We start from the raw sequence: 25,560 nt of genomic DNA on the forward strand, positions 1-25,560 counted from the left end.
GGATTAGTTATTTACGGGCTGGATACCGAGATTGTCTAATCAACGAATCGCACTAGCTTTTCCCCTTCAGTCATTTGGCTGATGGGTTTTATTTTCAAGAAATCTTCATCCTCAAAGTCAAAGTCATCATCTTCAAAGTCGTAGGGGTTAATCATTTTCAGCATCCACTAGGCGACCTGGAATCATGGTAACTCTGTATGAGGGCAAGGTAGATTTAATAAATAAGCATCTCTATAGCAATCCGATTTGATTTCTAAATTAATCGTAGGGACTAGGGACTGGAGACTGGGGACTGGGAAGAAGGAATAAAGCTGTACTGAGTTTTTTTCAAAAATCAAATATGAGTCCTATAGAATGTTATCAATATTAATCGAAAAAGCTTTGAGCGTTTATTTGATGGCTGCTTGTGAATTCAATGAGATTTGGCTTCATGGTATTACTGCTGCGATCGCCATTTACTTTGGCTTTATTGCTATACCAGAATTATTAGAACTGAGTTCCGGGGAAAACCACAATCTTAGCCAGAAATAAATAGGAGTTGTATCAAAATTAAGTAAGCGAGCTAGTCATTTAATCGTATTGACTTAATAAAGAATCGTATACCAAATTAAGTATACGATTCTTGATAAAACATAGAACTAAATTGTTTTCTACCCACGACTAGAATGCTTCAGTTGTTCAACCAAGGGATATTAGAGCTAATTACGGGCAGTGTATGCCATACAGTTGGCTTTGCTTAAAATTAAGGGGGTACGCCCGTCTTTTTTAGTTACAGCTAGGAAGGAGCAAACATTTTTGTACTAAGCTTTTTGTACTAAGCAGTTTTACCTGTTACACCAAATAGGTTTTTTGGTATAACAGGCGTATACTTACTGCAAATCTAGTTGTTTAGACTGTGATGCTACTAGCGTAATGGCAAACTTAGTTCCTGGCTTAAAGTCTGCAATAGTTGCATTATATTCCAAGGACTGGTTCGCTGGTAAGTAAGATGGCCCCCCGCAAGATACATTTAAATCCGTACCATCCTGAACTTTTAAATTAGAACAACCATAAATGACTGCTTTATTGCCTTCATTATCGATTTTGCTGATCTGAAGGCTTTTAACAACCCCAGTTACATCCGCAGGCAACTCTATAATAGCTCTTTCAACCCTCAGAGCTTGTGATAACTTCATCGTGTTAGCACTGAAGCTACATCCATCGGCATTGTTAACTATCACAGTCGGTGGTATAACATCGATTTCATTGGGGTCATTTGGATCTGGTATTATTCTTACATCACCTACGACGGTACAATCTGACTTGAAAGGCGCAGTCTGTGAATCTGCAATTGCCATTCTAGGAAAGAAAGTTGCACAAATTACGAGTAAAACAGCAAGAACTCCAAAAATCTTTTTGGAATATTTGAATCGATTCATTATTTTTCCTCCTTAAGTAAGTAGATGTTGGAAAAACCTCTAGCTAAAGGAATATTCAGTAATTTTTTGATTAAATATGCAAATATGCAATTTGATTTTCAAAATTAGATTTTTCTGCGGGTGTAGACATCGCCAAAGCACTGCAAAAGTTTTCGGATGACTGGCACGAACACTGATTTCCAGCATTGTTACATTAACTGCTAGTCTCCAACTCAGCACACGCAACACTTTCTCCTCCAGCGCTGTCAAGTAAGCACTATTCGGCTTCTAGGGCGACTCCAAAAACCTCTGTACCGACTCCTAAGCGCTCACTGGAATAAACCCGATTAATGCGATCGCCTACGTGGGCGCTTGCGCCATTGCACACGAGAGCGCATCTGCTGACATTCCGCAGACAGGTAATTGAAACCCACATAGGAAAATCGGAACTAGGGGAAAATACCACTTTTACAAGACGTGAACACCGATCTAGGCGATCGCTCCACTCTTCATACAATATCTATTGAAAGTAGAAATTATCTTTACTTGGTGTTCTGGTGGTAGCCTGCGACAAGCCCTCCGGGTTCAGCAGTCGCTCATGGGGGAAACCCCCAAGACCGCGCTGCTTCACCACTATACCTTTACGTTCCTGAAAAAGCCTATGCAACCTACTAATCCTAACCAATTTACAGAAAAAGCCTGGGAAGCGATCGCCCATACCCCGGATATTGTTAAACAATATCAACAACAGCAAATTGAAAGCGAACACCTGATGAAAGCGCTGCTAGAACAAGATGGTCTAGCAACAGGTATTTTCACAAAAGCGGGTGTTAACCTCCAAAAACTGCGCGATCGCACTGAACAATTTTTTCAACGTCAGCCGAAAGTATCTGGTAATAGTACTTCAGTATACTTAGGACGCAGCTTAGATACACTTCTAGATCGGGCAGACGGATATCGCAAAGAGTTTCAAGACGAATATATTTCAATTGAACACTTATTGTTGGCTTACGCTAAAGATGACCGCTTTGGCAAAGCTTTATTCCAAGAGTTTGGTTTAGACGAAGGCAAACTCAAAAATATTATTAAACAAGTTCGTGGGAGTCAAAAAGTGACCGATCAAAATCCAGAAGGCAAATACGAAGCACTGGAAAAATACGGGCGTGACCTTACAGAAGCCGCGCGTAAAGGTCAACTCGATCCAGTAATTGGACGAGATGATGAGATTCGTCGCACTGTGCAAATTCTTTCTCGCCGCACCAAAAATAATCCTGTGCTAATTGGCGAACCAGGTGTTGGTAAAACTGCGATCGCTGAAGGATTAGCACAACGTATTATCGCAGGTGATGTACCTCAATCCCTCAAAGACCGTAAGCTAATCGCTTTAGATATGGGTGCTTTGATTGCAGGGGCAAAATTCCGGGGTGAATTTGAAGAACGCCTGAAAGCAGTATTAAAGGAAGTTACCGAATCTGGCGGCAATATTGTTTTATTTATTGATGAAATTCACACCGTTGTCGGCGCTGGTGCAACCCAAGGCGCGATGGATGCTGGTAACTTGTTAAAACCAATGTTGGCGCGGGGCGAATTGCGTTGTATTGGGGCGACAACCCTGGATGAATACCGCAAATATATAGAAAAAGATGCCGCATTAGAAAGACGGTTTCAACAGGTTTATGTCGATCAGCCTAGTGTAGAAGATAGTATTTCGATTTTGCGCGGGTTGAGAGAACGTTATGAAAACCACCACGGGGTGAAGATTTCTGATAGTGCTTTAGTTGCCGCCGCCGTATTGTCGAGTCGATATATTAGCGATCGCTTCCTACCAGATAAGGCAATTGACTTGGTAGACGAAGCCGCCGCGAGATTAAAAATGGAGATTACCTCCAAACCAGAAGAACTCGACGAAATCGATCGCAAAATTCTGCAATTGGAAATGGAGAAGCTATCGCTGCAAAAGGAAAGCGATGCTGCTTCTCGCGAACGTCTAGGAAGACTGGAAAAAGAAATTGCCGATCTCAAAGAAGAACAAAAAACGCTGAATACTCAATGGCAGTCTGAAAAAGATATCATTGACAAAATTCAGTCTGTGAAAAAAGAGATTGAACAAGTCAATTTAGAGATTCAGCAAGCAGAACGCGACTATGACCTTAACCGCGCTGCGGAGTTGAAATACGGCACTTTAACCAGTTTGCATCGTCAATTGGAAGCAATAGAAGCTGAATTGGCAAACACTCAAAGAAGTGGTAAATCACTATTAAGAGAAGAAGTCACAGAAGGTGATATTGCTGAAATTATTTCTAAATGGACAGGAATTCCGATCAGCAAGTTAGTGGAATCTGAGAAAGAAAAACTGCTGCATTTAGAAGATGAACTGCACCGCCGCGTGGTTGGACAAGAAGAAGCAGTCACAGCTGTAGCGGATTCAATTCAGCGATCGCGCGCTGGATTAGCCGATCCTAATCGTCCTATCGCTAGCTTTATTTTCCTTGGGCCTACGGGCGTGGGTAAAACCGAGTTGGCGAAAGCGCTGGCGGCGTATATGTTCGATAGCGAAGATGCGCTGGTGCGAATCGATATGTCAGAGTACATGGAGAAACACGCCGTCTCTCGTTTAATTGGTGCGCCTCCGGGATACGTGGGTTATGAAGAAGGCGGACAACTTACAGAAGCGATTCGTCGCCGTCCTTACTCAGTGATTCTCTTCGACGAAATCGAGAAAGCACACCCCGATGTCTTTAATATCTTCTTGCAAATTCTCGATGATGGTCGCGTCACTGATGCCCAAGGTCATAAGGTGGACTTCAAGAACGCTATTATCATCATGACCAGCAACATCGGTTCGCAGTACATTCTTGATATCGCCGGAGATAACAGCCACTACGATGAAATGCGTCGTCGAGTTATGGAAGCGATGCGAAATAGCTTCCGTCCAGAGTTCCTCAACCGGATTGATGAAATTATCATCTTCCACGGTTTAGATAAGAAGGAATTGCGGCAAATTGTGCTGTTGCAAGTGGAAAGATTGCGGCAAAGATTGAGCGATCGCAAAATATCTCTCAAACTATCGGATGCTGCACTTGACTTTTTAGCAGAAGTAGGGTACGACCCAGTGTATGGGGCGCGTCCACTGAAGCGGGCGATTCAGCGAGAGTTAGAAACTCAAATTGCTAAATCCATCTTGCGCGGCGAATTCAACGACGGCAACACTATCTTTGTAGATGTGCAAAATGAAAGGTTGTCCTTTAGCCGTTTACCAGTTGAAGTCTTTACCGGATAATTACACCTGATAAATCACACACAAAAACCCGTTTTCTCACAGAAAGCGGGTTTTTGAATTATCTATATATAGGTAAAGTGAAAATCCAATCAGCAACGTCTGAACTTTTTATTGAGTCTTACACATAACTTGTCGCATTTTACGCATATTTGCAGGCAACTCTAAATTCATCGCTTGTTGAATAAAAATAGATGGAATCGGAATTAGAGGTGTCGCTTGCACAGTATAAGCAAGTATTGTGCCATTACCACAATCTTGTAGTTCTAAATTGGCGTTAAAGTCCTCAAAAGTCCCATTTACCATGCGAAATTGGATTTGCTGCCCCAGCACTTCTACAACATTGAGGTAAATTTCCACCTGAGCCGTAAAAAAGAAGAAGGCTTTTTGTGCTGCTTGATACAGACGTTTTACTTCACCTTTATGTACTACCTCACTCTTGGTGATATCGGGAAAATATTGTACCCAGCGAGGATAATCAGTTAATTGCTGCCAAACGTGCGATCGCACCATCGGCAAATACATCCAGGCTGTCACCGCACCACCCGACATCTTGTGCGATCGCGTTTCTACCAAAATTTCACCCTGTACCAGCAACTTTTGCTTGTCTTGACTCCAAGCCATATCTGAACCTGCAATAATTGAATCTGATATATAAGACGCAGACATAATGATTAAGTTACTCCTCAACTCATCCACCTAAATAGAGTTGAAACTACAAGCCATTAAACTTGATTTAGATCCAACCCATTATTAAATTAGTTCCAGTTTAATACTTATATTTTCCGGAAAGGATAATTTTTTGCCCATCATTTCAGTTACTTTACTGAAAAAACTGTGTTTCTTATCACAATTAACATAATTAATACTCCAGTGAGTTTTGTCAAAGTAATACTTGTAGATGAAAAACTGCGTTGTTAACAGCTAGAATGGCACAAACAGGATTTAACATCAAGTCCCTTACCCTAACGTTTAGACAGTATCTCTTGGTTTTACGTGTTATTTCTGATGAAACTATAACTTCATCGTAACTTCATATTTTAATTATCAATATCAAGTGTAATGTCTGTTGAATTGAGAGGAAAATTAGGTGAATCAATCTTCTTTAAATCGTAGATTAATCCAGATTTTTGGTATACTTCTCGGCATTAGCGTTGCCGTCTGGGTATTGAGAGGTATTGGTATTCTCACTTTTATCCCAGGTGGAATTATTTGGCTACTGCTACTTGGGGCGATCGCGATCGGGATTATCAGTTATGCCCAAAGGACATGGTGGCGTTTTTAGTCATTTGTCATTAAATGACTAAGCCTTTTTGACTAACTGCCAAAAGTATTTAATACTGAAGCAATGCCAATAATTTCCGAGGGTGAACGACGAACATGGCAAAGTATAAATGTACTGTTTGCGGCTATATATATGACCCAGCAGAGGGCGATCCAGATAGCGACATAGCACCGGGAACAGCCTTTGAAGATATCCCAGAAGATTGGTCATGTCCAACTTGTGGTGCGACAAAAGCCGACTTTGAACCTGATGAAGAGTGAAAATAACAGCTAGCCTAGAAAGTAGGTGCTGTAAAAGAGACTTTTTTGAAATTGTTACCGTTACAAATTGTAGTTATTGGGGGTGGGGCAGCAGGATTTTTTGGCGCGATCGCTTGTGCTAAAGCCAATCCTGATGCCCAAGTTACTTTACTCGAAGCCAGTCGTCAACCCCTAGCGAAAGTGCTAATTTCTGGTGGCGGACGCTGCAACGTGACTCACGCTTGCTTTGAACCGGAGGAGTTAGTGCAAAATTACCCCAGAGGTGCAAAAGCTTTGCGGGGTGCTTTGACTCGGTTTGGGCCTCAAGATACAGTAGCTTGGTTTGCTGCTGGTGGAGTCTATCTCAAAACGGAAGCCGATGGCCGGATGTTTCCTGTCACCAATACTTCAGAAACCATTGTGGAATGTTTAATTAAAGCAGTGGCGAAATCTGGGGTAAAACTCCGGATCGGTACACACGTAACTTCCGTGAGAACCGCAGCAGATGGGGGTTTTGATATCCTTCTCAAATCGGGAGAGACAATTAAATGCGATCGCTTACTTTTGGCAACCGGTAGCAGCCTTGCGGGTTATAAAATTGTCCGAGAGTTAGGTCATCAAATTGAACCGCCAGTACCCTCGTTATTTACCTTCAACATTGTCGATCAAAAGTTGCGGGAATTGGCTGGAGTTAGCGTTAACCCCGCTCAATTGCGTTTATCTGCGGGCGGAAAATCCCAATTACAACAAACTGGCCCATTGCTAATTACCCACTGGGGTTTGAGTGGCCCAGCTGTTTTGAAGCTTTCTGCTTGGGGTGCGAGAGTTCTGCACGAAAGCCGCTATGAAGCCACATTATTGATTAATTGGTTGCCTAATTTGCACCATGAACAAGTGCGAGAAAAAGTTTTAGCAGTTAAGGATGAATGGGGAAAAAAAGCGATCGCATTGCATCGTGGCGTTGATCTTCCCCATCGTCTCTGGCAATATATTATTGCTCGTGTAGGCATTACTACAGAAGACCGTTGGGCAGAAATATCTAGTAAAACCTTAAATCAACTGGTGCAAGAACTTACTCAAGGACAATATTTAATCAATGGCAAAGGAGCCTTCAAAGAAGAATTTGTTACCTGTGGCGGCGTCAAGCTTAAAGAAGTCAACTTCAAGACAATGGAAAGTAGGTTAGTTCCTGGTCTTTATTTTGCTGGAGAAATCTTAGATATTGATGGCGTTACCGGTGGGTTTAACTTCCAAAGCGCTTGGACAACCGGTTATTTAGCAGGGGTAGCAATGGCGAATAGCGACTAGTACCACCATAGGGATTATGACAGATGAAGAGAGTTTGTAGTAAGTACTTTAGTGCTTAGATGAGCGCTTAATATTGACCCTTTTTACCAGGTTGATTATCTCAGTCCTTTCCTTATCCAATATTCAGCGTCTTCTACAAATCCCTTTATCCAATCCATCACAGATTTACTGGCCTCTTTAATTGTTATGCAATCGTCATGCAGAAAATAAACAGAACAGTCATCTTGTCCATCGGCAATAATAAACCACGGATCTCCATTTCTAGCACAGATACAAAAAGCATTATCAGGCAAGATTGTACATTCGTCTCCTTCAGCAATTGACTCAAGGAGACTCTCTCGCCGCCACTCATTCATTTTGATAATTTGGTCGAAGTAAAACTCAAATTCCGATCTGCTAACAAGCTTTCCGGCACTATGCCCAAGTAAGCCTAAGATTTCCCTGTAAGTCCTTGGTAAAACTCCATATTTACTCTCAATGTATGCAATTTCCTCTGAGGTACATCCTTGTAGGTCTTGCTCATTTTTTACTATTTCACTAGCAAACAAGCGCTCTCTTAATTCTTGTATATTATTAATCATTTTAAAATTTGAATTGTTTAGAGGATAAATAATCTCTATCTTAATTATTAATTATCTGACTAGTACAAAATGGCAAAAGTCTACTCTTAAAACTTGTTACCAAGAGCATCTCCGTGTTAACCTCAACGCATTTACCAGTTCTTTAGGAACAGCGATCGCTACTTAATTATATTTACTTATCAAAATTCTTATTAATCCTCCAGCATTTCCCACCTTGCCACTCTATATTCACACCAGCCACTCTAGAGAAGACAAATTTTTCTGGGTGTATTACTTTTTTCATAAAATATATATGGATACTGATAAAAATCCTACGTCTGAAATTACGTTGCAAGAAAGCCAGTATATGCTGCATGGCTTTCCAGTGCTTGGTATTCCTGATGAGGAGCGTGCTGTTAAATACTTCAGCCTCAATCCATTTCTACCAAATGTTCAGAATCGTTGTCCGGTAGAATGTGCCTATTGTGTCTGTCATCAAGACCGTGATTGGCATCATTATCCACAAAACTTTCAGGATGTCTCAGCTCCGGTTGACCTACTCGATCTTTTGCTAGACTACATTTTTGCTACCCCAGAGGGACAAAAGGGCTTTCCAATTTCACTGTGCGATTACTCTGACCCTTTTATTCCAGCCCATCGAGAACGCGTACTATCAATTTTGGATGCACTGATTGACCGCAAAGCTGCCAACATCGTCTACATCACCACCAAAGTTCATCCTGGTCAATCTTTTCTAGAGCGCCTCAAAAAAACTCTAGAGCGACCTCATTCCCTTCGAGTCACTGTCTTTGTTAGTCTACCACCCTTGAAACCAGGCTATGAGCAAGCCTCAATTCAGAGTCGGGTACAGTTGCTGCAAGATTTAGTAAACCTTGGCATTCCCTGTTGTTGGTATCTGCGTCCACTAGTTGAAGAGTGGTTTGATGAAGCCTTAATGTGGCAGTTAGCACGTACATTATTACCTCATGTTTCCCGTCACGTTATTCTATCTGGGCTTGTGATGTCTGAAGAGATTGAAGCGAGTCTGTTAAAACAGGAATTAATCGTTCCAGAATGGGATCGCACACAACCAGGACGTAAGCAATACTTATCATTAGAGTTCGAGTCAAAACTGCGCTCAATTCTCAGTACTGTTGCTAGCGAGCAAAATATTTCTCTCGGCCCGGTGATGGGACATCGGTTATGCGGTAGTAACGGCAATCATGCTTATGGCTGCTTGATTTGCGCTAAACAAAATCGGTATTGCCAGCTTTTTCAACTTCATCACTATGGTGAAACGATCGCTACCGAAGATAATCAACGCCTCAAGACGCTATTGAGACAAGATTCAGTGAAAGTAAGCTCACGAGAGCCATCAACAGAAGAATGTCAGTGAAGTAATCCAACCTGAAGCGAAACTAGAAACAGTCTGATTGCCTCACCGCTACGCGTCTATAAAATTATTGTATTGGAGCATAAAGAGGGAAAATTATCTTGCAATTGTAGATCAATTTTGAACACACCCAACAATGAAATTCAGCGAAATCCTCCGTCAATTTGGTGACGCGGCTACCAATCATAGCCTGACTAGCAACCCAGACCAAGACCCAGAAATTACAGGGGTAGCAGCCATTGATGAAGCTACCAACGGTACTCTCAGTTACGTAGAAGGTGCAAAATTTGGGTCTTTTGTTGGCAATACCAATGCTAGTGCTTTAATTTTGCCCCAGGACGAAAAATTACAGACGCTTGCACAAGAAAGGGGTATTGTCTGGCTAGCAACCCCAGATCCGCGATTATTGTTTGCCAAAGCGATCGCACTTTTTTATCAACCATATCGCCCTACCCCAGAAATTCATCCCAGCGCTGTAATTCACTCCACCGCAAAAGTTGGTAACGATGTTTATATTGGCCCCCATGCTGTGATTCAACAAGGGGTAGAAATTGGTGATGGCGCAATTATTCATCCCAATGTAGTGATTTATCCAGATGTTAAAATAGGCGATCGCACCACTTTACACGCCAATTGCACCATCCACGAACGCACCCACATCGGTGCAGATTGCGTCATTCACAGTGGTGCTGTCATTGGTGCAGAAGGCTTTGGTTTTGTTCCTACCCGGACTGGTTGGTTCAAAATGGAACAATCAGGCTATACAGTCTTAGAAGATGGCGTGGAAGTTGGTTGCAACACTGGTATTGACCGCCCAGCAGTCGGAGAAACACGGGTAGGTCGCAATACAGTAATTGATAGCTTAGTGCAAATAGGTCACGGTTGCAAAATCGGTTCTGGCTGTGCGATCGCAGGTCAGGTTGGCATGGCAGGAGGGGTTCAACTGGGAAATCGCGTTATTTTAGCTGGACAAACAGGAATAGTCAATCAAGTGAAGATGGGAGATGGGTCGATGACATCTGCTCAAACTGGAATTCATAACGATGTTGCCCCAGGAGAAATTGTCTGCGGAACTCCAGCCCTTCCTTACAAACTATATCTCAAGGTATCTGCTGTTTATGGTCGCCTGCCAGATATGTATCAATCGCTAAAACAATTGCAACGTAAATTCAAAAATAGCAATGATTAAGCTGAAACTTATCTAAATTGCATAACTAAATTCAAAATAATTCTTGTGGGGCGTGAATCTTGCACGTCCCATTCTGTATTCTTCTTCAAGAGTATTTTGTATTTATACCTATTGGCAGATGACAAAAAAAGTTTTTTGATAATTTTATACCAACTTTAGAAATTTGTCGAAAAAAGTAAAGATTTAGTTAATAATGTTTTTTTATTTGCTTACGAAAAAATAAGACACTAGAATTTTTATTAGGACAAAGTACGAACTTGTACGGAATATTTTGCAAAAGAGGTAATAACTTATTCATAATAGCTGTACGTACATTTCAGTTAACCAAAAACAAAAATTTTTGGAACGCATTCTAGTTAAAGTTTAGCCTCAATTATTGAAGATAATCTCAATTTTCAAGCTTATCCTAACCTAAATCAGGATTTGCAAACTTGTGAAATATGGTTACAAAAGGTTTGCACATTTTACTATGTGAACTGCTTGAGTAATTGTTCATTATTCACATCAAATCAGTCAATCAAGTATTTGTTAATCAGCATTTGCAAACATACTCTAAAACATAGTTGCAAAGAGTATGCATTTTTTGCTATGCAAGCTGCGTGAATAATTGTCTAGATATTCACGCCCAATTAGACAATCAAGCATCAACAACAACCCACTTATCTGCTAAAATAATGACTGCAACTCTTTCTTTGGATGCTAAGATATCCAACCAATTACAGCAAGTTTTATTAGAAATCACAACTGCGCAAGATTTGTCTCTACATCCCTTTGTTCAACGCTTTGCCAAAGGAGAATTTTCACAAGATGCAATCCGACAGTTTGCAATGAAAATGCTACCTGGCTCAAACAGATTCAATATGGCTTTTCTGAAAGTCGCGTCTAAAATGGATAGTTACCATGCTAGAACGATTATGCTAGAAAATGCATTTACTGAGCATGGAGAACTCAACTCAGACCTTGCTCATGTAGCATTATTTATGCGTTTTATGAAAGGTATTGATTGTCCTCAAATTGATATCAATGCCGAGGATGGAGCGTTTCTCATTCCGGCATTACGCTTTAAGAAATTTGAATTTTGTGATGATGAACCTATAGTACGTTCTTTAGGAAGATTTGCAGCAATTGAACAAGTCTTACCTGGAATTTTTATCAAATACATCGAAGGGCTTCGTAAGATATTTAAAGGTATTGATGACCATACCATCGAATATTTTCATCTCCACTGCCACTTAGATCCAGAACATACAGACGAATTGATTCAAGTGGCTCAAATTTATACCAAGTCTGAGAAAGATGTAGAACTCTTCCGTGAAGGAGTTGAAGATATGGTTAAATCAATTGGCGATATGTTTTCTTGGATGGATGAAAACATCGAAAAAGAAGCGTTGACTTTACGAAGCTAATACCAAAGCAATTCTCAAAATTAAAGTTTAATTAAAGTTATCCAAAATTACCAGTCTTGTATATTGTAGGTTGGTTAATTTTGGAAATTTTTTTATCAAAATAGAATAAAGGCGCCAGTTGTCAGAATACAAAAAGGTTATTCTGTACGACTAACGCCTTGGCGCAGCTATTCTTGCTTTGCTCCTGAATTCTTCGGCAATTTTTGAATAACTCTGTGTTCTCTGCGCCTCTGTGGTTAAATAAAAGACTTTTGAACCGCACAGACGCAAAGGACGCAGAGAGAAAAAAAGAGATTTTACCAGTCAGATTAAAAAGGCTAGTCCTAAAACTAAAATCCTAATTTTTCCAACACTGGCTTTGTGGAAACAATGTGACGGTCTAAACCCAGTTCTTTTGGACTAACGCCAAGTGCTAAAGCAATCAATTGGGGTAAATGCAACACTGGTAAACCTAGCTTTTGTTCAATCACCTTTTCTACCTCTGGCTGACGCGAATCTAAATTTAAGTGGCACAGAGGACAAGGTGTAATCATACAGTCAGCACCAGACGCTAAAGCGTCCTGAATATGCATCCCCGCCATCTTAAAAGATTGGGTAGTGGCATAACTAGCAAGGGGCCAACCACAACATTGTGTCCGCCCTCGGTAATAAATTGGTGTTGCACCCACTGCCCGAAACATATTTTCCATCGCTTCCGGTTGGAAAGGGTCGTCATAAGGCATAGATTTTTGGGCGCGCAGGAGATAACAGCCATAAAAAGCCGCACATTTTAATCCAGTTAACTTTCGGGTGACGCGTTTGGTAATTTCCTCTAAACCGTAATCTGTCACCAAGGCATAAAGAAGATGTTTAACGTCAGTACTGCCGCGATAAGGCGAACAACCTTCTTTATTTAGCAAGCCATTAACCTGTTCAATGTAAACAGGGTTAGAAGTCTTACATTCTTTCAGGTGTTCATTGACGTGACCGATAACACCTTGACAAGTGCTGCAATGGGTAAGTAAGGGCAGATTTAATTCTTCTGCTAGGGCAATATTTCTGGCGTTGACTGTATCTTCTAGCAGTTGTGAATCTTCTTTAAATGTGCCGGAACCGCAGCAAGCAGCTTTTTTAAGTTCAACTAGTTCAATGCCCAGTGCTTGGGTGAGCGCTTGAGTTGATTGGTAAAGTTCCCGACAGGCCCCTTGAGCAACACAACCAGGGAAGTAAGCGTATTTCAGTGTCTGAGGTAGCATAGAAGTATGTTTGGGTTAGAGCGATCGCTCTAAACAATAACTGTTTTATGATTCCTTGTTAGCATCATTCTGATGTTTGACGTTTAGCTACCTTTTAAGCGTCTAGGTTAAAAGGTCGCAGCATCTACATATTCTTAATTGCTAGCAAGGCTGTAAATACCGATGAGACATTGTCAAAAATTTTAGCAATAATTGGAAAACCAAAGCATTTACACGGGATCGGCGATGGCGTAACGCGCTCCACAGTTCAAGTGTTAAGAGAAAACTTATCCGATTTATTTTAGGAATGGGAGAGGTTTTCTAGCAGAAAAACCCTTGGAAGTATGCGGGCGATCGCGCTTGACGATAAGATGTATATGCTCAAAACAATGTCTCCTCTAAAGAGCAGATCGTAGCAAGTGGTTAAGGACTTTTATTTATGAGCCAAACGGAAATTTTTGAAAAGGTCAAGAAAATCGTCACCGAACAACTGAGTGTTGACGACGATGCCAAAGTTACACCACAAGCCAAGTTCATGGAAGACCTGGGAGCAGATTCCCTCGATACCGTTGAGTTGGTGATGGCTTTGGAAGAAGAATTTGATATCGAAATTCCCGACGAAGCTGCCGAGCAGATTACATCGGTTCAAGAGGCAGTAGATTACATCAATAACAAAGTAACCGCCTCAGCTTAACTGGGGATTGGAATTGGGGATTGGGATTGGGGAGATTTTTCTCTAATATCTAGCCACTCTTCGCGTGACGCTGCTAATGTCACTAATGCTGACGTTAACGACACTCACTTGAAGTCAGCAAATCCGATGCCAGTCGCTCGTAAAGGAAACCTTTAAGACCGCGCTGGCTCACCAGTACCTAGTCGCTAACCTCAAATTTTTTGCCTGCTGCTTTTTCGCCATTTTTAACTGAATCATGACAGATCATACACGTAAACGCGTTGTTGTAACTGGTGTTGGCGCGATTACACCTATAGGTAACACAGCAACAGAATATTGGGATGGATTATTGAGTGGACGTAATGGCATTGACTACATCACATTATTTGATGCGTCTAGCCATGATTGCCGAATTGCTGGTGAGGTGAAAAACTTCGATCCGCATGATTACTTGGAACGCAAAGAGGCCAAGCGTATGGATCGGTTTTCCCAATTTGGGGTTGCGGCAGCAAAACAGGCTCTAGCTAACTCGGAGTTAGCGATTAATGACCTGAATGCAGAACAGGTAGGTGTGATGATCGGTTCTGGCGTTGGTGGGATTAAGGTATTAGAAGACCAGCAAACTATCTACCTCAACCGTGGGCCCGATCGCTGTAGTCCATTCATGATCCCAATGATGATCGCCAATATGGCCGCAGGATTAACGGCAATTCACACGGGTGCTAAAGGGCCAAACTCTTGTCCTGTAACTGCCTGTGCTGCTGGTTCTAATGCCATTGGAGATGCTTTTCGCTTAATTCAAGGGGGATATGCCCAAGCGATGATTTGTGGGGGAACGGAGTCAGCTGTCACACCATTGTCGATAGCTGGGTTCGCCGCCTGCAAGGCACTGTCTTTTAACAATGATGACCCGACTCATGCTAGCCGTCCTTTTGACCGCGATCGCAACGGATTTGTTTTGGGTGAAGGTGCGGGAATTTTAATTCTCGAAGAACTGCAACACGCCCTAAGTCGCGGCGCTCACATTTATGCCGAAATGATCGGCTATGGTATGACCTGTGATGCCTACCATATCACCTCCCCCGTACCTGGTGGGCTTGGAGCCGCTAGAGCGATCGAACTAGCGCTCAAAGATGCTGGCATAACTCCCGAACAAATTAGCTATATTAATGCCCACGGCACTAGTACCCCAGCTAATGATTCAACTGAAACCTCAGCAATCAAAAAAGCTTTGGGAGAACATGCTTATAAGGTGGCAATTAGCTCCACCAAATCGATGACAGGTCATTTATTGGGCGGTTCTGGAGGTATTGAAGCAGTTGCAACAGTACTAGCGACCGCTAATGACCAAATTCCACCGACAATCAATCTGGAAAATCCCGATCCAGAGTGTGACTTAGATTACGTGCCTCACTCTAGCCGCGCTCAAAAAGTCGAGATAGCAATATCCAATTCTTTTGGGTTTGGCGGTCATAATGTCACACTGGCCTTTAAGAAATACGTTTAAAAGAGGCAGGAGGCAGGAGGCAGAAGGCAGGAGGCAGGAGTCAGAATTCAATAGTTTAATCCAGCTCTGCTCGTTTGCCCAATGCCCCATGCCCAATGCCCAATGCCCAAAGTATCAGAAATATCATTCCGATATAATTTAAGCGTTCAGCATGACCCAATTATCAGCTTGATTTATCACCAGAAACTCAGGAGATCCCGCTTGTCCATCGACAAGCGGGAGTGGGATGATGAGGATACTGTGGGGAATCTAAAATAACCCCAGCAAGAGAAGCTACGAAGAGTGCTAACCCGTCGTTAAAAACAAGAGATTATGACTGTTGCAACCCAATCCGCCAAAGAATTGTCCGTCGAAGAACTGGCTATTAACTCGATCCGCTTCTTGGCTGTTGATGCCGTAGAAAAAGCAAAATCGGGACACCCAGGACTACCAATGGGTGCGGCTCCGATGGCTTTTGTCCTTTGGGATCGCTTTATGAAGTTTAATCCCAAGAATCCCAAATGGTTTAACCGCGATCGCTTTGTCTTATCTGCCGGTCATGGCTCGATGTTGCAGTACGCCCTACTGTACCTGACAGGCTACGATAGCGTCACCATCGAAGATATCAAACAATTCCGTCAATGGGAATCCAAAACCCCTGGACACCCCGAAAACTTCATGACCCCAGGCGTAGAAGTCACCACTGGCCCTTTAGGTCAAGGAATTGCCAATGGAGTTGGTTTAGCGATCGCCGAAGCTCACCTTGCCGCTAAATTTAACAAACCCGATACCAAGATTGTTGACCATTACACCTACGTAATTGTGGGTGACGGTTGTAACATGGAAGGAATTTCGGGTGAAGCTGCTTCTTACGCAGGACACTTGGGATTAGGCAAACTCATCGCTCTGTACGACGACAACCACATTTCCATCGACGGTTCCACAGATGTGGCATTCACCGAAGATGTTTCCAAGCGCTTTGAAGCTTACGGTTGGCACGTCCAACACGTTGAGGACGGCAACACTGATTTAGAAGCGATCGCCAAAGCAATTGAAGCAGCCAAAGCTGTCACCGATAAGCCTTCTTTCATAAAAGTAACAACCATTATTGGTTACGGTTCCCCCAATAAAGCAAACACCGCTGGCGTTCACGGTGCTGCCCTTGGTGGAGACGAAATAGAATTGACTCGGAAGAATTTGGGTTGGGAATACGAACCTTTCGTAATCCCAGAAGAAGCCCTCAACCACACACGCAAAGCAGTTGAGCGCGGCGCAGGCTACGAAGACGAATGGAACAAAACATTTGCCGACTACAAAGCTAAGTATGCCCAGGAAGCAGCTGAATTTGAACGTTACCTAAGCAGCAAACTACCCGACGGCTGGGATAAAGTACTACCCACCTACACCCCCGAAGACAAAGGACTGCCCACCCGCAAACACTCAGAAACTTGCCTCAACAAACTGGCGGCAGTTTTACCTGAATTGATTGGTGGTTCGGCTGACTTAACCCACTCCAACTTGACTGAAATCAAAGGCAAGGGCGACTTCCAAAAAGGGCACTACGAAAACCCCAACATCCACTTTGGGGTACGGGAACATGGTATGGGCGCAATCTGTAATGGTATAGCATTGCACAGTTCGGGATTAATTCCCTACGGTGCTACCTTCTTAATCTTTACAGACTATATGCGTGCTGCCATCCGCTTATCCGCACTTTCTCAAGCTGGCGTGATTTGGGTGATGACTCACGATTCCATTGGGCAAGGTGAAGATGGCCCCACCCACCAACCGATTGAAACTCTGGCTTCCTTGCGAGCTATTCCTAATTTAACCGTGTTTCGTCCCGCAGACGGTAACGAAACCTCTGGCGCTTATAAAATAGCGATCGAGAAAGCGAAGCAAAACGCTCCGTCTCTTTTGGCGTTTACCCGTCAAAACGTTCCTAACTTGGCTGGTACATCGGTTGAGGGCGTGGCAAAGGGTGGATACACCGTGGTGGATAGCGAAGGTACACCCGATCTCATCCTCATTGGTACTGGTTCAGAACTGAGCCTCGCCGTCGGCGCAGCCGAAAAACTCAAGGCTGAAGGCAAGAAAGTTCGTGTTGTCTCGCTACCTTCATGGGAACTGTTTGAAGCACAGGATGCGGCTTATAAAGAGTCCATTCTGCCGAAAGCTGTCACCAAGCGTTTGTCTGTAGAAGCTGCCGCTAGTTTCGGTTGGCATAAGTACATAGGTACTGAAGGCGATACTGTTAGTATCGATCGCTTTGGTGCTTCGGCTCCAGGCGGTGTTTGTTTAGAGAAGTTTGGTTTTAGCGTTGATAATGTATTAGCTAAGGCTAAACAATTGTTGGGTTAATAGCAACAGAATATTCTCAAAATAGTATGGGGTGGGCTGAAATGCTCGCCTTTTTTATGTCAAGAAAGATTAGCTATAATTGGAGTAATAAGTTACTAATTGGGAGGAAGTTATGCAGGAAGTTTCTCGTACTTCTAACCCGGATAACAAAAATTGTAGAACATTTGATGCAAAAGGATAGTAGCTATCAGTATTATCTAGATAAAGATAAAGCAATTAAAATGATATTTAAATACTATTCTGAGAAAGTTTCTATGGAGGAAGTAAAAGCTATGTCTGATTTCAGATTAACAGGGTTTGTTGAGGGAGATATGATGACTTTGTTATTGATTGAAGGGGAAGATAATATAGACCTTAAAGCAATGTCTTATGTTTAGATATAGTAAATTCCTAAGCAGAAGAATAATTTTTTGTTATATAACTTAATATAATGATTAGAAACAAGCTGATCGCGTTATGATTTATAACGCACTATACTTTTATAGATTCAGGAACATTTAGAAGAAGCGATCGCAGAAATTAAAGTTTCCTAGTATTAATTTTTGGTGGCTGAGAAATAAATGCTTGAAAGTTATCAGGGTTTTCCGCATATCCAGCTTAGGCTGACAACAGAAGGCCTTCCTGCGCCTACATTATTTACAGTTAGCAAAACAATTGAGTTTTATTTTGCAATACTTAGATTTTAAAATCTATGATAAATCTATTTCAGATAGCATCACATTCCATAAAATAATCATATGCTTCTGTGTTCAACTTAAAACTAAAAGTTTTATCAAGATAATTTTCTTGTTCAAAAGACTCAATTGGATAACACTCGTACATAGGATTGTCTAATTCAATTCTAAATAAATTTTGTAAGTTAGAAAGGTTTACATTATCCAAAACTTTCTCTCCTACAAAGTCGCTGCCATGTTTGTCATACCAACGTATAACTCTTTGAACTAATGGTTTATGTGTTGTAATACTCATTACTCAATTGACTATTAGATATAATTTTTAGATAACAGGGGCATAAAGCCCCCGATTATTTTAACTTAGTATACGACGAGAAGCAATTTTAGGGTTGATTTGTTCTCCTGTTTTAGGATCAAACTCACCTAGATGATTGCCCCGTCTATCATACTTTTCAACTAAACCATGCCTAGAATCCCACTCATATCTATACTCTTGATCGTCCCATCTTTTTCTTAATCCTCCTCCTCCTTGTACGGGTGTTTTAGGTTTAACTTGTTTAGCATCTGGAAAGGCTTCAAGAGTTTTTGGTGCGGGATAATAATTCATAATAATTTCTTCAATATGTCTTTAATATAATTAACCCCCAACACTCCTCTCGAAAGAGCGCGTATTGAAGGAAGTAAGTTTTGGAGACACATGAGGAAATTAGTAGATTTACTTTAATAAGACTTAGGCAAAATTACATAAGGCAGAGGCAATTCATGAATTGCCTCTGCCTCAAAATCAGGCTTTTGGCTATTGTTTGCCTAAGTCCAGTTTAAAAATATACTAACTTTAATTATGACATAAATTATAATGTGGTCAACTTTTTATGCTAGACTAACACCTGCTTCGAGCTTTAAAGCTATACAAATTGATATTTCCTATTTATACGTCAATTGTCGAGGCTCAAGTTGAAATAGAGATTCAACCCACGATAGAAATTCAATCTATTGTAGTTAGCTGAGGCGATCGCACCCCCGCTATTAAACATCTCCATAAATTAAATATGGATTATCCAGAACCCTTGTAGAGACGTAGCAGTGCTAAGTCTCTTTTGCATGAGATATTTATTAAGATTTGTATTTATCCTGTTAAAAGTGAAGGTTCCTACAGGGGTAATATTATTTACTAACTTGTTTTAGTTAAACTTAAATTCTCTGTGATATATTTATGTAATCAATGATACTTTAATGTGAGAAATATTGTAGTAAATATTAAAACTTAGTATTATGTCTAGTCAAGAACAAAATTCCAACAAAGCATTGAAGCAAACGCAGGCTAGCCCAACAAAGAAAAAGAAAGTACAACCTCCGCCAGACCTCAAAAAACCAAAGAAAACTGAATAAAAAGCATTAGAGTTACTTGCAGAGACTTAATTTAATTTAAGTCTCTGCAATTTTCATCAAAAATAAATCAGCTTACTTATTTTTCGCTTGAGTCTTTGCCTGTTCTAAAGCTATTTCTTTGATTGCCTGATATGAATTAACATTTGAAGTACCTTCAATAGCTTTAACTGCCAAATCCTGAACTTGTTTGAGAGCGGATTCCAGTTGTTTAGAAAGATTTTGAATTCGCGTCTCTTGATTAGTAATAGTTTGTTCTAGAGATTGCAGTCTTTGTTCATAGAAACGCTTTTGCCCTTCTACTTCCTTAGAATATAAATCTGATTTGACTTTAGCTTGGTAGTGGGCGATGCCTTTACCTTCTTCTGTAGCTTTTTTGATGGCTGCTTCTTTATCTTTCGGAAAAGCTTCTACTTTAGCTTTTAACTCTTCAAATTGTTTCTCTCTTTCAGAAATTGCTTTCTCCCGTTCAGCCCACTGCTTTTCTGTTTCTTGCAATAATTCTTCTAATTGCTTATATAGCGCTTTTTGCTGTTGCTCGTATTCGTCATTTTGCAGTTGTCGTTGGAGTTCTAAATTATATTTATACTCTGCTGCATCGCGTTGCCGAGTTTTATTTAAGTTTTCATTCCGTTCTTTTATCGCCCGTTGCTGTTCTTCTTGTTCTTTTCCCCAAGTATTTCTTTGCTCTAGTATTTCTTGGAATAACACTTCAGAACGTTCGCTATATTCTTCCTGATAAACTTTAGTATTATCTTCATAGGCTTGGATAAGAGTATCCAATATATCATCAGAAATTTCTAAATTATGCAGTTGTGTTAATTGTTGAATTTCTTCTTCTAAAGTTCGCCTAATTTCTTCCAACTTAGAGGCTTTTGTGGTTAGCTGTTCCGATAATTCATTAGCAGCACTGCCAAAACCTAATTGAATCTTTGCCAAGCTTTCGATTGTATTGTTCATCTTCTGTTGGACACTAGAAAGCTGATTCATAGCTATTTTTTGTTCTAATTTAGGCTGTTCTTTAGTTCCAGACTGGCTTTCTTTGCCAACTTTATCAAGTTCTGATTTCAATGCTGCTTTTTCTTTTGCCAACTCTTCATACGCCTGAAGAATTTCTACTTTAGTATTCTTATCAGTCGGTTTTTTCCCCACCACAACAAACCTCCTCTTCAGGAATTCAAAATTATTAAGATGCTACGAACTCACAACTATTTAGAGTTAGAACTACCAAAAGCCCTCATAGCTAAGTCTTGTGCTTGTTTTAATGCAGTTTGCAATTGAGCAGAAATGCCTTCTATTTGCTCAGATTGCTTCTTAATTGTTTCTTCCAGAGATTGAATTTTTTGTTCATAACTCTGCTTATTAGATTCCCATTCTCTTTCAAATAAATCAGCATCAATTTTAGCTTTTTGGCTTGTTTCTTTAATTGCTTCTTCTCTAGCCTTCTTAACTGCTTCTTCCAGTTCGCTAGGAAATGTAGTTACCTTTTGTTGATAATCTGCAAAGAGTGGTTGGCGTTCAGCGAAGATTTTTTCTCGTTCTGCCCAATCTTTCTCTTTCTTCTGAGAGTTTTCTTGTATTTCCCTTTGTTGTTGGCGCTTTATCCCTTCGTAGCTGTCTGTATTGAGTTTACGAGTAGTTTCTAATTTATACTGAAATTCTTCTTGTTCTTTCTGGCGATCTTTGGCTAATAAATCATTGTATGCTTTGAGTTTTTCTTCATACTCTGCTTGTTCTTTTTGCCATTCTTTTCGCCTGATTGTAATTTCTTTCTCTAGTGCTTCCCTTTTGCTAATAGTATCTTGTTCGAGAATTTTTAATTTTTCTTGATGTTCTTGACTTAAAACATCTAGAGTATCCGCTACAACTCTAATTTGTTGCAGTTCTTGTAGACGTTGGGTTTCAATTTCTATAGCTCGGTTCAATTCATCTAACTTGGAGTTTTCCTGAGCTAGTTTTTCAGATAATCCGTTGAGAATACTGCCAAACTCTAATTGTAAATCAGCTAAACCTTTGACAATACTATCAACTGTATATGCAGAAGCTGCTTGCAGAATTTCTTGACTTTTTGCCTTCTCTGCTTCCTCTTGTTTGGTTGCTATTTTAGATTCAAGTTTTTTTCTGTGGATAATAATTTGTTGAAATGCTTGCATTAGTTGTTGTTTGCTGTCTTTGACTCCAACTGTAGTCATCTTCCAACTCCCTTCAATAGGCAAATGATTTATTGGGTAGCAAGCCATACCAATGACTACCCTATGCAGACATCAGAGTAGCTTTTTAATCAACATTTTTAACGCCGTGGAAATACTGAAATGATCCACATCTAACACTTAGTGGGTAGGAATTTTCCACATATATGTCTTTCTGTTTTTTAGGTATAGTTTTCCCTTTGGGGTTTAATAGTACATTTGTACTAAAACAAATATACCTAAACTAATCTCCTCTGTCAAGATAATCCTTCATCCAATAATGTCTTTCCATCTTGTGAAGACAGAATCGAAAATTCAAAGTCTTTAATTAAAAACTATTTAGAAGCTTGCTGGCACAGTGATTTATGATTTAGGAGACTGCTGTGGTGTATGTTACTTTATGTAAATAAAATCTAAAAGAATTAACCCTAGTAGAAGCGCAGTTGCAGTAAGGCGAGATAATAGACTTGATCATCCTAATTGATACAAGCACAGTCCTAGACTTTTGTGATATCAATGTATACCAGTGAATCGACCAAGTACTCTGCCAGAACGGACATTGGACAAACCAGCCGTATTTTAGTAGTAGAAGATGAAGAATTAATCCAGGAAATGCTAGCTGTAGCTCTGGAAGAAGAAGGTTATGGGGTGATAACTGCTCCTGATGGGCGGTCTGCTATAGAGTATCTTAAAAGTTTTGAAACCAATTCAGGGGAACTTCCCTTCGATCTGGTCATTCTTGATTTGATGCTACCGCAAATCAATGGGCTAGATATTTGCCGTTTGCTGCGTCATCAAGGCAACCCAGTACCTATTTTAATGCTCAGTGCTAAGGGTAGTGAAACTGACCGTGTTTTGGGGTTAGAGGTGGGTGCAGATGACTACCTGACCAAACCCTTTAGTATGCGCGAGTTAGTTGCTCGTTGTCGCGCTTTACTCCGCCGCCAACGCCTAAGCAATTTACCACCAATACCAGTATTAAAATTTAAGGATGTCTCCTTAAATCCCCAAGAATGTCGCGTGCTAGTTCGCGGTCAAGAAGTGAGTCTTTCTCCTAAAGAGTTCCGTTTGCTGGAACTGTTTATGAGTTATGCCCGCCGGGTATGGTCACGAGAACAATTGCTCGATCAGGTTTGGGGGCCGGATTTTGTTGGCGATAGTAAAACCGTAGACGTTCACATTCGGTGGTTGCGCGAAAAATTAGAGCAAGACCCCAGCCATCCCGAATATATTGTGACTGTAAGAGGTTTTGGCTATAGGTTTGGATAATTAGCTGGGATAGTTGTTAGTTTTTAGTAGTCACCAAGAAACTAACAACTCAAATGCTTTTATTGGGATTTTTTCTGGGTTTAGCGGTAGGCATTGGGTTTTGGGTTTGGCAACAGGTTCAACTTAACCGCTACCTGAGGCGCTTACTCCGACCGTTAACCTCGCATTCTGACAAGATGGGACTGCTGCTGATTCCTGGGTTGCGGCAAGAAATAGCGATGGTGAAACAGCAGCGGCAAGATTTGCAGCAGTCGTTGCAAACTTATCAAGACCTGCTAAATTTGGCTCCAGTGGGATACTTGCAGGTGGATGAGGAAAATCAACTGCTGTGGTGCAATCGACAGGCGCAGGAAATTTTGTATCTGCAAAGGTGGCAACCAGAACAGGTGCGCTTGTTATTGGAGTTGGTCAGGTCTTATGAACTCGACCATTTAATTGAGCAAACTCGCGATCGCCAAAAATCCCAGACGGGAGAATGGGTATTTCATCCATCTTGTGATGATGCAGCAGAGATGGCAACAATTAAATCTCTGGCTTTGCGGGCCTCTAGCTTGCCTTTACCTAATGGACAAGTGGGAGTCTTTTTAGAAAATCGTCAACCCCTATTAGATATAAATCAAGCACGCGATCGCTCTTTTTCCGATCTAGCACACGAACTCAGAACGCCCTTGACTTCGATTCGCTTAGTTGTAGAAACTTTACAAAACCGTTTAGAACCACCTTTAAATCGCTGGGTTAACCGCTTGATGCAGGAAGTCGATCGGCTGATTAACTTAGTGCAAAGTTGGTTAGACCTGACCCAAATGGAAGCAAACCCAACCATGCAATTGCAAGCCAAAGCTGTAGAATTGCGATCGCTCATGACATCTGTTTGGGAAACACTAGAACCCTTAGCACAGCGCCAACATCTGTCTTTCTCTTATTCTGGCCCCGAAAATCTGTGGATTAAGGCAGATAAAGCCCGGATTTACCAGGTTTTTCTCAACTTGTTAGACAACAGCATTAAATACAGTCCTCCTTGCACAAGTATTTATGTTGAAGCGAAAATATTATCAACAAAGGATAACGATCCTGCTTCCTCAATCTTGGAAATAAATCTTATTGATTCTGGAGTCGGCTTTTCTGAAGCAGATTTACCCCACGTTTTTGAGCGATTTTATCGAGGAGATAAAGCGCGAACTCATTCCCCCCAAGATAGTAATTCTATAGGAGCGATCGTTGGCAATGGATTAGGATTAGCGATCGTTGAGCAAATTCTAATTGCCCACGGTGGTTCAATCAAAGCGATGAACCATCCAGAAACTGGTGGTGCGTGGATGCAACTCCAATTTCCTGAAGTTATGGCAAACTCCCTAAGCCAAGACTATAGTTAGTAATATCTTCACCTTTGAGACAACAAGTGTGAAAGCCGTCGATAATACTCCCAATCCTCAAAGACCACAACTCGCACGCGCCATTAGGCGCTTAGAACGGGATGTATTACGCATGGGTGCCTTGGTAGAACAATCATTTCGCCTCAGCCACCAAGCGTTATTTGCTCGTAACTTAACAGCAGCTGAGGAACTCCCCCGATTAGATAAAAAGATCGATCGCTTTTATCGTCAAATCGAATCAGACTGTACGGCAATTATGACGCTACAAGCGCCTACAGCTCCCGATTTGCGCTGCTTGAGTGCCTTTATGCAGCTGGTGCGAGATTTAGAGCGCATTGGCGATTATGCTGAGGATTTAGCTGAAATTGCGATTAAAATTTTTCCTTACGCGCCTCATACGTCGATGCCCGACATTGAAGCTATGTCTCTTCACGCGCAGGCGATGCTAGCAACTAGCTTAAAGGCTTTAGGAGATTTCGATGAAGCGAGTGGACGCCGTTTAAAGCATCTGGATGATACTGTAGATGATGCCTACGATCGCGTTTATCAGACTTTAGCCCAACAACGAGATGTGTCTGGTGTAGTCGAGCCAATTATACTGCTGGCACTGGCAATTCGTTGTCTGGAACGTATGGCAGATCACGCTACGAATATCGGTCAAAGGGTAGCATATATTGTCACCGGTCAACGCTCCTAATTGATATGCTGCAAAGATCCCCGACTTCTACCCTCCAGATGTCTGTAAGAAGTTGGGGATCTAAATCCAGCGATTTAGTAAGTGTCATTCCACCCCAATATCTTCATAATTTTTGCGCCTACATACTTACTTGAACCTATCCCACTAATAAAATCCTTTGAACCCAGATATGGATAGTAGCAAG

General features: G+C 41.3%; 24 protein-coding genes. 15 read left to right on the top strand and 9 right to left on the bottom strand.

What is annotated here, in order from left to right; genetic code table 11:
- Nucleotides 1-354: 354 nt before the first annotated feature.
- Nucleotides 355-531 carry a hypothetical protein gene (locus RMZ95_RS32175; RefSeq protein ID WP_322683903.1) on the top strand — a complete coding sequence of 59 codons (177 nt, stop codon included), beginning with the start codon at nucleotides 355-357 and terminating at the stop codon, nucleotides 529-531.
- A 338-nt stretch (nucleotides 532-869) separates the two neighbouring features.
- Here the strand turns inward: RMZ95_RS32175 and RMZ95_RS32180 are convergent, their stop codons facing one another.
- Together RMZ95_RS32180 and RMZ95_RS32185 are read right to left on the bottom strand one after the other, a co-directional pair.
- Nucleotides 870-1,418 carry a hypothetical protein gene (locus RMZ95_RS32180; RefSeq protein ID WP_322683902.1) on the bottom strand — a complete coding sequence of 183 codons (549 nt, stop codon included), beginning with the start codon at nucleotides 1,416-1,418 and terminating at the stop codon, nucleotides 870-872.
- Nucleotides 1,419-1,674: 256 nt separating this feature from the next.
- The gene (locus RMZ95_RS32185) at nucleotides 1,675-1,914 is read right to left on the bottom strand and encodes a hypothetical protein (protein ID WP_409884337.1); all 240 of its coding nucleotides are present in this window, start codon (nucleotides 1,912-1,914) and stop codon (nucleotides 1,675-1,677) included.
- A gap of 144 nt (nucleotides 1,915-2,058) precedes the next feature.
- On the opposite strand from RMZ95_RS32185, the gene clpB reads away from it, so the two are divergent.
- The gene (gene clpB / locus RMZ95_RS32190; protein ID WP_322683900.1) at nucleotides 2,059-4,677 is read left to right on the top strand and encodes an ATP-dependent chaperone ClpB; all 2,619 of its coding nucleotides are present in this window, start codon (nucleotides 2,059-2,061) and stop codon (nucleotides 4,675-4,677) included.
- 108 nt (nucleotides 4,678-4,785) lie between these two features.
- On the opposite strand, the gene RMZ95_RS32195 is transcribed toward clpB, so the two are convergent.
- A complete protein-coding gene (locus RMZ95_RS32195) occupies nucleotides 4,786-5,343 on the bottom strand; it encodes an SRPBCC family protein (RefSeq protein WP_322683899.1) in 558 nt (185 codons plus the stop codon).
- Nucleotides 5,344-5,764: 421 nt separating this feature from the next.
- Here RMZ95_RS32195 and RMZ95_RS32200 point away from each other — a divergent pair, with 421 nt between their 5' ends.
- The 3 genes from RMZ95_RS32200 (at nucleotide 5,765) to RMZ95_RS32210 (ending at nucleotide 7,506) form a co-directional block, all read left to right on the top strand.
- A complete protein-coding gene (locus tag RMZ95_RS32200; protein ID WP_322683898.1) occupies nucleotides 5,765-5,959 on the top strand; it encodes a hypothetical protein in 195 nt (64 codons plus the stop codon).
- Between the two features lie 95 nt (nucleotides 5,960-6,054).
- A complete protein-coding gene (rd, locus tag RMZ95_RS32205; RefSeq protein ID WP_094349178.1) occupies nucleotides 6,055-6,219 on the top strand; it encodes a rubredoxin in 165 nt (54 codons plus the stop codon).
- Between the two features lie 51 nt (nucleotides 6,220-6,270).
- The gene (locus tag RMZ95_RS32210) at nucleotides 6,271-7,506 is read left to right on the top strand and encodes an NAD(P)/FAD-dependent oxidoreductase (RefSeq protein ID WP_322683904.1); all 1,236 of its coding nucleotides are present in this window, start codon (nucleotides 6,271-6,273) and stop codon (nucleotides 7,504-7,506) included.
- A gap of 95 nt (nucleotides 7,507-7,601) precedes the next feature.
- On the opposite strand, the gene RMZ95_RS32215 is transcribed toward RMZ95_RS32210, so the two are convergent.
- On the bottom strand, nucleotides 7,602-8,087 hold the full coding sequence (locus RMZ95_RS32215) for an SMI1/KNR4 family protein (RefSeq protein WP_322683897.1): 486 nt from the start codon (nucleotides 8,085-8,087) through the stop codon (nucleotides 7,602-7,604).
- A gap of 292 nt (nucleotides 8,088-8,379) precedes the next feature.
- On the opposite strand from RMZ95_RS32215, the gene RMZ95_RS32220 reads away from it, so the two are divergent.
- From RMZ95_RS32220 to RMZ95_RS32230, 3 genes are all read left to right on the top strand, one after another.
- Nucleotides 8,380-9,462, top strand: a complete 1,083-nt coding sequence (locus tag RMZ95_RS32220; RefSeq protein WP_322683896.1) for a hypothetical protein — start codon at nucleotides 8,380-8,382, stop codon at nucleotides 9,460-9,462.
- 133 nt (nucleotides 9,463-9,595) lie between these two features.
- Nucleotides 9,596-10,648, top strand: a complete 1,053-nt coding sequence (gene lpxD, locus RMZ95_RS32225) for a UDP-3-O-(3-hydroxymyristoyl)glucosamine N-acyltransferase (RefSeq protein WP_322683895.1) — start codon at nucleotides 9,596-9,598, stop codon at nucleotides 10,646-10,648.
- A 674-nt stretch (nucleotides 10,649-11,322) separates the two neighbouring features.
- The gene (locus tag RMZ95_RS32230; RefSeq protein WP_322704334.1) at nucleotides 11,323-12,054 is read left to right on the top strand and encodes an iron-containing redox enzyme family protein; all 732 of its coding nucleotides are present in this window, start codon (nucleotides 11,323-11,325) and stop codon (nucleotides 12,052-12,054) included.
- Nucleotides 12,055-12,383: 329 nt separating this feature from the next.
- On the opposite strand, the gene RMZ95_RS32235 is transcribed toward RMZ95_RS32230, so the two are convergent.
- On the bottom strand, nucleotides 12,384-13,289 hold the full coding sequence (locus RMZ95_RS32235) for a CoB--CoM heterodisulfide reductase iron-sulfur subunit B family protein (RefSeq protein WP_322683893.1): 906 nt from the start codon (nucleotides 13,287-13,289) through the stop codon (nucleotides 12,384-12,386).
- 418 nt (nucleotides 13,290-13,707) lie between these two features.
- Here RMZ95_RS32235 and acpP point away from each other — a divergent pair, with 418 nt between their 5' ends.
- The 4 genes from acpP (at nucleotide 13,708) to RMZ95_RS32255 (ending at nucleotide 18,165) form a co-directional block, all read left to right on the top strand.
- A complete protein-coding gene (gene acpP, locus RMZ95_RS32240) occupies nucleotides 13,708-13,962 on the top strand; it encodes an acyl carrier protein (RefSeq protein ID WP_322672285.1) in 255 nt (84 codons plus the stop codon).
- Between the two features lie 235 nt (nucleotides 13,963-14,197).
- Nucleotides 14,198-15,448 carry a beta-ketoacyl-ACP synthase II gene (fabF, locus tag RMZ95_RS32245; RefSeq protein WP_322672284.1) on the top strand — a complete coding sequence of 417 codons (1,251 nt, stop codon included), beginning with the start codon at nucleotides 14,198-14,200 and terminating at the stop codon, nucleotides 15,446-15,448.
- 312 nt (nucleotides 15,449-15,760) lie between these two features.
- Nucleotides 15,761-17,788, top strand: coding sequence for a transketolase (gene tkt, locus RMZ95_RS32250; RefSeq protein ID WP_322683892.1), 2,028 nt, complete (start codon nucleotides 15,761-15,763; stop codon nucleotides 17,786-17,788).
- Between the two features lie 167 nt (nucleotides 17,789-17,955).
- Complete coding sequence (locus RMZ95_RS32255; protein WP_322683891.1) at nucleotides 17,956-18,165, top strand: hypothetical protein; 210 nt, start codon at nucleotides 17,956-17,958, stop codon at nucleotides 18,163-18,165.
- A 328-nt stretch (nucleotides 18,166-18,493) separates the two neighbouring features.
- On the opposite strand, the gene RMZ95_RS32260 is transcribed toward RMZ95_RS32255, so the two are convergent.
- The 4 genes from RMZ95_RS32260 to RMZ95_RS32275 form a co-directional block, all read right to left on the bottom strand.
- Nucleotides 18,494-18,757, bottom strand: coding sequence for a hypothetical protein (locus tag RMZ95_RS32260; RefSeq protein ID WP_322683890.1), 264 nt, complete (start codon nucleotides 18,755-18,757; stop codon nucleotides 18,494-18,496).
- A 60-nt stretch (nucleotides 18,758-18,817) separates the two neighbouring features.
- Nucleotides 18,818-19,069, bottom strand: coding sequence for a colicin E3/pyocin S6 family cytotoxin (locus tag RMZ95_RS32265; RefSeq protein ID WP_322683889.1), 252 nt, complete (start codon nucleotides 19,067-19,069; stop codon nucleotides 18,818-18,820).
- Between the two features lie 854 nt (nucleotides 19,070-19,923).
- The gene (locus RMZ95_RS32270) at nucleotides 19,924-21,003 is read right to left on the bottom strand and encodes a hypothetical protein (protein ID WP_322683888.1); all 1,080 of its coding nucleotides are present in this window, start codon (nucleotides 21,001-21,003) and stop codon (nucleotides 19,924-19,926) included.
- A 53-nt stretch (nucleotides 21,004-21,056) separates the two neighbouring features.
- Nucleotides 21,057-22,040, bottom strand: a complete 984-nt coding sequence (locus RMZ95_RS32275) for a hypothetical protein (RefSeq protein ID WP_322683887.1) — start codon at nucleotides 22,038-22,040, stop codon at nucleotides 21,057-21,059.
- A gap of 513 nt (nucleotides 22,041-22,553) precedes the next feature.
- Here RMZ95_RS32275 and RMZ95_RS32280 point away from each other — a divergent pair.
- Genes RMZ95_RS32280 through phoU form a run of 3 tightly spaced genes read left to right on the top strand, consistent with a single transcriptional unit; the run spans nucleotide 22,554 to nucleotide 25,376 of the window.
- Entirely contained in the window at nucleotides 22,554-23,306 is a 753-nt protein-coding gene (locus RMZ95_RS32280) for a winged helix-turn-helix domain-containing protein (protein ID WP_094349166.1), read from the top strand.
- A gap of 53 nt (nucleotides 23,307-23,359) precedes the next feature.
- Entirely contained in the window at nucleotides 23,360-24,679 is a 1,320-nt protein-coding gene (locus RMZ95_RS32285; RefSeq protein ID WP_322683886.1) for a sensor histidine kinase, read from the top strand.
- Nucleotides 24,680-24,707: 28 nt separating this feature from the next.
- On the top strand, nucleotides 24,708-25,376 hold the full coding sequence (phoU, locus tag RMZ95_RS32290) for a phosphate signaling complex protein PhoU (protein WP_322672278.1): 669 nt from the start codon (nucleotides 24,708-24,710) through the stop codon (nucleotides 25,374-25,376).
- Nucleotides 25,377-25,560 lie beyond the last annotated feature (184 nt).

Origin of the sequence: Nostoc sp. DedQUE07 (assembly GCF_034530975.2) — a bacterium.
Classification (GTDB): Bacteria; Cyanobacteriota; Cyanobacteriia; order Cyanobacteriales; family Nostocaceae; genus Nostoc.